This window comes from Psychrobacter sp. ENNN9_III, assembly GCF_001462175.1.
Classification (GTDB): Bacteria; Pseudomonadota; Gammaproteobacteria; order Pseudomonadales; family Moraxellaceae; genus Psychrobacter.
This window is the reverse complement of sequence record NZ_LNUO01000147.1, coordinates 1-7,464: the sequence shown is the minus strand read 5'-3', so window position 1 is coordinate 7,464 and position 7,464 is coordinate 1. Positions and strand designations below refer to the sequence as shown.

General features: G+C 39.3%; 7 protein-coding genes. 4 read left to right on the top strand and 3 right to left on the bottom strand.

All coding sequences use genetic code 11. The features are described from left to right. The first annotated feature begins 166 nt into the window (after positions 1 to 166). Positions 167 to 1,084, top strand: coding sequence for a UDP-3-O-acyl-N-acetylglucosamine deacetylase (lpxC, locus tag PENNN9_RS09130; RefSeq protein ID WP_058369388.1), 918 nt, complete (start codon positions 167 to 169; stop codon positions 1,082 to 1,084). 299 nt (positions 1,085 to 1,383) lie between these two features. Here lpxC and PENNN9_RS09125 read toward each other — a convergent pair whose 3' ends face one another. Next, positions 1,384 to 1,899, bottom strand: a complete 516-nt coding sequence (locus PENNN9_RS09125; RefSeq protein WP_058369387.1) for a DciA family protein — start codon at positions 1,897 to 1,899, stop codon at positions 1,384 to 1,386. Positions 1,900 to 2,050: 151 nt separating this feature from the next. Between PENNN9_RS09125 and PENNN9_RS09120 the strand changes: the two genes are divergently transcribed. Next, positions 2,051 to 2,779: a CHAP domain-containing protein gene (locus tag PENNN9_RS09120; RefSeq protein WP_058369386.1), complete on the top strand. Its 729-nt coding sequence runs from the start codon at positions 2,051 to 2,053 to the stop codon at positions 2,777 to 2,779. Positions 2,780 to 2,953: 174 nt separating this feature from the next. On the opposite strand, the gene PENNN9_RS09115 is transcribed toward PENNN9_RS09120, so the two are convergent. Continuing rightward, complete coding sequence (locus PENNN9_RS09115; protein WP_058369385.1) at positions 2,954 to 3,715, bottom strand: hypothetical protein; 762 nt, start codon at positions 3,713 to 3,715, stop codon at positions 2,954 to 2,956. A 154-nt stretch (positions 3,716 to 3,869) separates the two neighbouring features. Continuing rightward, a complete protein-coding gene (locus PENNN9_RS09110; protein WP_058369384.1) occupies positions 3,870 to 4,181 on the bottom strand; it encodes a YhbY family RNA-binding protein in 312 nt (103 codons plus the stop codon). 425 nt (positions 4,182 to 4,606) lie between these two features. Between PENNN9_RS09110 and PENNN9_RS09105 the strand changes: the two genes are divergently transcribed. Further along, a complete protein-coding gene (locus tag PENNN9_RS09105; RefSeq protein WP_058369383.1) occupies positions 4,607 to 5,239 on the top strand; it encodes an RlmE family RNA methyltransferase in 633 nt (210 codons plus the stop codon). Positions 5,240 to 5,518: 279 nt separating this feature from the next. Continuing rightward, positions 5,519 to 7,411 carry an ATP-dependent zinc metalloprotease FtsH gene (gene ftsH / locus PENNN9_RS09100; RefSeq protein ID WP_058369382.1) on the top strand — a complete coding sequence of 631 codons (1,893 nt, stop codon included), beginning with the start codon at positions 5,519 to 5,521 and terminating at the stop codon, positions 7,409 to 7,411. The last annotated feature ends 53 nt before the right edge of the window (positions 7,412 to 7,464 follow it).

Below are 7,464 nucleotides of genomic sequence, written 5' to 3'. Positions count from 1 at the left end.
GGCCGTACAGCAGAAGTAGTCTTATAATTATTTTATATTGCTTACTATATAGCTATTTATTATATAAATCATAGGTATAAGTAAATTACAGGCTATAGCTATAGCGAATTGAGCCTAGCTAATGTTACACTATGGCAATTGTAACAAAATATGTGAGAAAGCAGCCATGAATCAACGAACCATAGAAAAAGCTATAGCTATTACAGGTATCGGATTGCATAGTGGTGAGCCTGTTGATTTAGAATTTCATCCGCAACCTATTAACACTGGAGTAATTTTTGAGCGTACTGACATCGTTGGTAGTGCGCCAATACCAGCCAGTGCTTTTTTAGTACAAGATACTATGATGTCATCAAATCTTGTCTTTGGTGAAGCGCGTGTTGGTACGGTGGAGCATTTACTAAGCGCGATAGCAGGACTTGGTATAGACAATTTACTAATAAGAGTATCGGCGAGCGAAATACCGATTATGGATGGTAGTGCCTCGCCTTTCGTAGGTCTATTATTGCAAGCAGGCTTTATTGAGCAAGATGCGCTAAAAAAGTTCTTGAGAATTGCCAAACCTGTACGTGTAGAAGTTGATGACAAATGGGTAGAACTGCGTCCATATGAAGGGTACGAGTTAAACTTTGAGATTGATTTTGATCATCCAGCGTTTGATAAAGACTTTCAACATGCGCAATTGGTTTTTTCAACACAAAATTTTATTGAGCAGCTAAGTGAAGCCCGTACCTTTGGCTTTTTGCAAGATATTGAAGCACTAAGGCAAAATAACCTAGCGTTGGGCGGAAGTATGGACAATGCGATTGTTATTGATGATGCTCGTATTCTAAATGCTGAGGGGCTACGGTTTGCTGATGAGTTTGTTCGTCACAAAATATTGGATGCTCTAGGAGATTTATATTTAATTGGCTATCCTATTATCGGACGTTTTAATGCTTATAAGTCAGGACATGCTTTGAACAATATGTTAGTCCGAGAGATTTTGTCAGATGAAACTAACTTTGAAATTGTAACATTTGATGACAACGTAACTTGTCCTCTTGAGTATTTACCATTAACAGGCTTAATAGTTGAAGGGTAAACACAGGATGATACATGAAGTATCGCAACACTTACGTAAGATTACATGATTTGAGCATAATTATGCTTATATTATAACCACTTTAGTGAATATACAGTTTTATATTATTTAATTGAGTGGCTGAAGCCTAGAGAATACAAAAGCTCAAGATTTTATAAAAATCATTTGCCAGCTAAAATCCTTAATAGGGTTCTAACTGATAGATGATTTTTTTTGTTTATGGGATTACAACAACCCAGCGTTGACTACCTGTTTTTCTATTTTTATTTACATAAGTTTACATTGTAATAGAAGTATTTTTACTCATTTATCAGCCGTAAAAGGGCTTTTTTGAGGTTGTTATCTGTGGTGACATGCTTTGCAGCCTGTGCTATAGTCCGCTTTGTGTTTTGGCTAAGAGCCTGATTTTTACCGATTTTATAGTAGTTAAGGTTTTTCATTGTTGATGATAATTTTTGTTCATATAACGGATTATCTGAACTGGCTTTTGAAACTATGACCCTAATTTTTTTAAGTTGTTTAAATGTAATCGATTGTTCTGTCAACACTTGTAAATATGCACTTTGTAAATAACGAATATGATTGGCTGCAGTAGCTGAGCCTACACTTAGCGTTAATTGCTCTGAGTTCAAACCAACGACCCAGCAGTGAGCAAGTATTTCTTCAGGCAGACAGTCAATTAGAAGTGTTTTTAATTCATGAGTCAACTGTGTATAAAGCTGCATATCATCAGCTAAAGATTGAGGCAGGGCACTACCAGCAAATGCCTGATGATCAATAAGTTTTGCAAGCTGATTAGGCTGTTTTTTTGACATCGTATTTACTCATCCATTGGGTGATAAAGGCCGATATATAAATTGAGTATGCTGAATTTTATCATGGTTACTTAATGATACGTCTTCTAAATTAATTAATGTTTTGTCATGGATGACAAGCAATCTTGTATTAACAATAGGTAGTAAATTTATGAAACAAGCTTTATTAATTTTGTCAGTATTGGGAATGGGTTTAGCACAAACGAGTGGTGCTGCCGAAACCACCTTTCAGCCAAATAATACCTTGAGTCATACCATCACAAATATTTCAGTTTCTCAGAATTACGGCTCTAGTCGTAATATCTATAGCACTAACAGTGGTGCGCATGTTTTTAGTAATGACGAAATTAGTCAAGCTATTGACAACTTAAGTGCCCATGCTAAACAGAAAGAATATGAATTAGCATCATTAACCAGTCGCTTATCTTATGAGCGTCAGCAGCAAGCAAGCAGTAGAATACCAGACAGTAATTCAGCTCCTGCTATTGCAGCAGCTCGTGCATCAAGAGTTGCTCTTTCTAGAAGCTCTGGTTATTGTGCCCGCTACGTGCGTAAAGCTTTACAATCAGCTGGTTATGAGTTTACTCCAAACCCTTCAGCTTATCAGTACGCCTCTCGCGGCACACTTGCCAATGCAGGTTTTACTAAAATTAGTAACGATATGCCACCTCAAGTCGGCGACGTCGTAGTCTATGACCGTAGCTCAAAACGTCCGCATGGTCATATACAGATTTTTGATGGTTCAGGTTGGGTATCTGATTTCCGCCAGAACAGTATTAGCCCTTATAGTGGTGTACATAGCTATACCACATGGCGTGATTCGCGTTATGTTGACGATGCATCGGATCGTGGTATCTACCTAGCTATGGCTGACAAATAGAAAATAAGTAGGCTGTTTAACTTATAACTTTAGTGTTTTCTCCTCACTCAGTAATGCTCTTTACGACATTGCTGAGTTTTTTTATTTTTATGATGGTTCAAACACCAAATCTATCTGCTATTAACCGATTAAACAGCCCAACCATGGACTAAGAGTTAATTTATATGGCAAGAATTATTTAGTGAGTGCAGCTTGCAAATCTAGTGGTGTCCAGTATCGACGTTGATGAAAATCAGGCGGAGTAGCGTGAGCAGAAGCAAAGTATAGGTTTGTTTCACAAAACTGTAGAATGACACATGGATGTATTAGCTTTATACCAGTATCATCAGACAAGTAGCAATTATCACTGTCTAGTGAGAGCTGATCTAAAGAGACTCCAAAACAGCGTTGATACTGATATTTTGATGTAAATCTAGTAGAGCTTAAATCTACAGAATGGTTTGCAAGTATAGGGTGGGGTTTTAGGCTGTTTACCTGTTCTACCTGTTGGTTTGAGAGGCTCTTTGCCCAGGTGATTTTCGCCTTTGTAGTGCCATCTGCTTGCGATAATGGTAAGGGAGGATATGTCGATGGCGTACGATAATCATCAAATTTATAAAGAGCATACTGTCCATTTGGACTGGCGTTGATTTCTATATAGTTAGTTGTTTCATCGGCAACTTTACTACTCACAAAACATTCAAGACAAGTGCGCTGCCACAGGTAGTCGGTAAAACAGACTCGTGATTGTTGCCATACTGGCCAATCCAGTTTTGCAGCTAGCATAGCGGATGGCAGATGGATTTGATAACTTAACCAAAGTTTTCGTTCGGATAGCACAAGTGAAGCTTTTACGCTAATGCGTATGTTTTGTAGCTCCTCAATACACACACCGATTTGTTCTGCATCGGCCGATAATGTCTCAGTTGCCAATCGTAAGGTAAATAGCTGGCTCATAGTGGCTGTTTCTTAATAAAATGACCTAACAAAAACTAATAATATAGAGTTGATAAAATGAAGGGTAAAATAAAAGCCACGAGCTATGATGCAACGCAGCTTCTATGATTTTGATGATTCTCTAGATCTATTTGATATGGTACATAAATATGAGTTATTGAGCGTGGCGTGCTAAGTTTGACAGCTTAGGATTCGCATTTGGATTCTGACGTAGTAACAACGCCATACGACCAATCGTATGAATCACATTAGCTTTGGCAGTGGTTGCAAGCTCAGTAGCGACTACATCGCGGTCATGTTTACTGCCCGCTGGTAGTTTTACCTTAATAAGTTCATGATCGGTTAAAGCGCGGTCAATCTCTTCAGTGATAGCAGGAGTAATGCCATTATTACCGATCATAACAATAGGTTTGAGCTCATGACCAATACCTTTTAGGCGTTTAATCGTAGCGTTATCAAGTTGCATAGTATTCCTAAATTGTAATAAAAACAAAAAACAGTTCTAAAATGGTTGAATTGCCATAATGAGTCATAATAAATAAGAAGCAATGTTATCTAAACGGTATGACTAAAACCATATTATTAAAAAGTTAATATCTATTATAAATAATCTATGACCATCTTGCATGATATCAGGGCCATTTTGCACGATTTTACGTGATGAAAATGTTAAACTGTATAACTTGTAGCATTATAAACGCTGCTGAATTATAAAGCTGCTAAATCGTTAATAATGCCCTTAAATTTATTCGAAAAAATAAAATTGTTTTTAAGAATTATTGTGGAATAAGTTTATCTGCATAATATGTTCATTACTAAGTTAAATAGTAAGGATTTAGTCAGTCGTTTATTGAACAGTCGCTACATCATAAAGTAATAGGAGCAGGTATTTTGGCCACGCGCATTGAAAATAAAGGTTTATCAAAAAGTAGCCGTGCTTGGATGAAAGAACATATTGATGATCATTATGTAAAAAGAGCACAAAAGGATGGTTATCGTGCGCGTGCTGCTTATAAGCTGCTTGAGATCAATGAAAAAGCTAAGCTGATATCTTCTGGAATGACAGTAGTAGATTTGGGTAGTGCACCTGGTAGTTGGTCACAAGTGGCCAGTCAATTGGTCGGTGACAGCGGGACATTAATCGCTTCTGATATCTTGCCTATGGACGCTTTGGCAGATGTAACCTTTATTCAAGGGGATTTTAGAGAAGCAGATGTTTTTGACAAAATTATGACTGAGGTCGGTGATAGGCAAGTAAATGTGGTATTGTCTGATATGGCGCCTAATACAGCAGGTAACAGTGCTGTCGATCAACCACGAATGATATATTTATGTGAGCTTGCAGTAGACTTTGCTTTAGAGACCTTACCTGAAGGTGGCGCGCTTATTATGAAAGTGTTTCAAGGTGAGGGGTCACAAGAATTACGCAAGCAGATGCAGACTAAATTTAGTAAGATTCGTAGTATCAAACCTGCAGCATCAAGACCACGGTCTAAAGAGATGTTTTGGATAGCAATAAAATAACTTGCTATTTCAATAGGTTGTACCCAATAAATAGTTTATGATTAGTTTTATATAATACGCCATATCTCGTGTAAAACCGCTACAATTGCTAACTGAATAAACGCAGCTTTTGCTTGAATTGTGCAGGTTAAAACCATATATCATGATATATTAGCTTTGTTTTGTTTCAAATGTTTCAAGCAAAGTCGTCTAATAAATGATGATAAGTTTATATTACATTTTTATATAGGCGTTACGTGTCTAGTAAACACACCAATAAGTAAGGGATGGGAATAACTAGTGAGCGACATGGTAAAAAATACCTTATTGTGGCTGGTGGTAATCGGCGTTTTGGTACTGGTGTTTAGCGGCTTTGATCAATCATCTGAGCCAGATAACCTTAACTACTCTGAGTTTGTGACTGCAGTGTCCGAAAACCAAGTAGCCAGTGTTGAGATCGACGGTGAGCAAATCATCGGCGAAAAGAAAAATGGTTCATCTTTTGAGACCATTAGGCCAGCTGTGACTGATGAGCAGTTGATGCCTCTATTACGTGAAAACCAAGTCGAAGTCCAAGGGACTGCGCCTAAACGTCAAAGCGTGCTGATGCAATTGCTAATAGCCAGTTTCCCAATCTTATTGATTATTGGTTTATTTTTATTCTTTATGCGCAATATGCAAGGCGGTGCTGGCGGTAAAGGCGGTGGGCCGATGAGCTTTGGTAAGTCTAAAGCTAAGATGCTGACTGAAGATCAAATCAAGGTTAACTTTGAAGATGTAGCTGGTTGTGAAGAAGCCAAGGAAGAAGTTGTTGAAGTCGTCGATTTCTTACGTGATCCCGATAAATTTACTAAGCTTGGCGCAACCATTCCACGTGGTATCTTAATGGTAGGTCCACCTGGTACAGGTAAAACACTATTGGCAAGAGCCATTGCTGGCGAAGCCAAAGTGCCTTTCTTCTCAATCTCAGGCTCTGATTTTGTAGAAATGTTCGTCGGTGTTGGTGCGTCTCGTGTCCGTGATATGTTTGAACAAGCGAAGAAGAGTGCGCCATGTATTATCTTTATCGATGAGATTGATGCTGTTGGACGTCATCGTGGCTCTGGTATGGGCGGCGGTAATGACGAGCGTGAGCAAACGCTTAATCAGTTGTTGGTTGAGATGGATGGTTTTGAAGGTAACGAAGGCGTTATCGTCATTGCAGCGACTAACCGTGCAGACGTACTCGACAAAGCTTTGTTACGTCCAGGTCGTTTTGATCGTCAAGTACAAGTAGGCTTGCCAGATATCAAAGGTCGCGAGCAAATCTTGAAAGTGCATTTGAAAAAACTGCCCAATACAGTAGCGGTCGATGCAAATGCCCTTGCTCGCGGTACACCTGGATTTAGCGGTGCACAATTGGCTAATCTTGTGAACGAAGCAGCGTTGTTTGCAGCTCGTCGCAACAAAACTAGCGTCGATATGAACGATTTTGAAGATGCCAAAGACAAGCTGTACATGGGTCCTGAGCGTAAATCTATGGTTATTCGTGAAGAAGAGCGTCGCGCGACTGCCTATCATGAGTCAGGTCATGCCTTAGTTGCAGAGCTACTTCCCGGTACTGATCCTGTACATAAGGTCACCATCATGCCGCGTGGATTTGCACTTGGGGTAACATGGCAGCTGCCTGAGCATGATCAGACCAGTATGTACAAGTCAAAAATGCTTAACGACATCGCTATTTTATTTGGTGGTCGTATTGCAGAAGAAGTATTTATCAATCAGATGTCGACAGGTGCTTCAAACGACTTTGAACGTGCTACCAAAATGGCTCGTGCAATGGTCACTAAGTATGGTATGTCAGATGCACTTGGTGTCATGGTGTACGAAGACGACGATAGTTCACAAGGCTATTTTGGTTCTAGTAGCCGTACTATCTCAGAAGCCACACAGCAAAAGGTAGATGAAGAAGTACGTCGTATGTTGGAAGAGCAGTACGACATTGCTCGTGAGCTGATTGAAGGCAACCAAGATAAGATGCATGCGATGGTCGATGCGTTGATGAAATGGGAAACGATTGATCGCGATCAGCTGCAAGATATTCTAGCAGGTGAAGAGCCACGTCCGCCTAAGGTCTATCAGCCTGGCGTCAATCTAGGTAAAGGCAATATTAAGCCTACAGGTCTGACACCGCCTCCCTTACCAGCTATGTAAGATAGCATTGAAATACTAGCCATTATAAAAAAGCCCTTTATGAAAAGGGAGAG

Excerpts from the sequence above, each read along its gene's own strand:
- lpxC (WP_058369388.1), top strand. The coding sequence starts at position 167 with ATGAATCAACGAACCATAGAAAAAGCTATAGCTATTACAGGTATCGGA.
- PENNN9_RS09125 (WP_058369387.1), bottom strand. The coding sequence starts at position 1,899 with ATGTCAAAAAAACAGCCTAATCAGCTTGCAAAACTTATTGATCATCAG.
- PENNN9_RS09120 (WP_058369386.1), top strand. The coding sequence starts at position 2,051 with ATGAAACAAGCTTTATTAATTTTGTCAGTATTGGGAATGGGTTTAGCA.
- PENNN9_RS09115 (WP_058369385.1), bottom strand. The coding sequence starts at position 3,715 with ATGAGCCAGCTATTTACCTTACGATTGGCAACTGAGACATTATCGGCC.
- PENNN9_RS09110 (WP_058369384.1), bottom strand. The coding sequence starts at position 4,181 with ATGCAACTTGATAACGCTACGATTAAACGCCTAAAAGGTATTGGTCAT.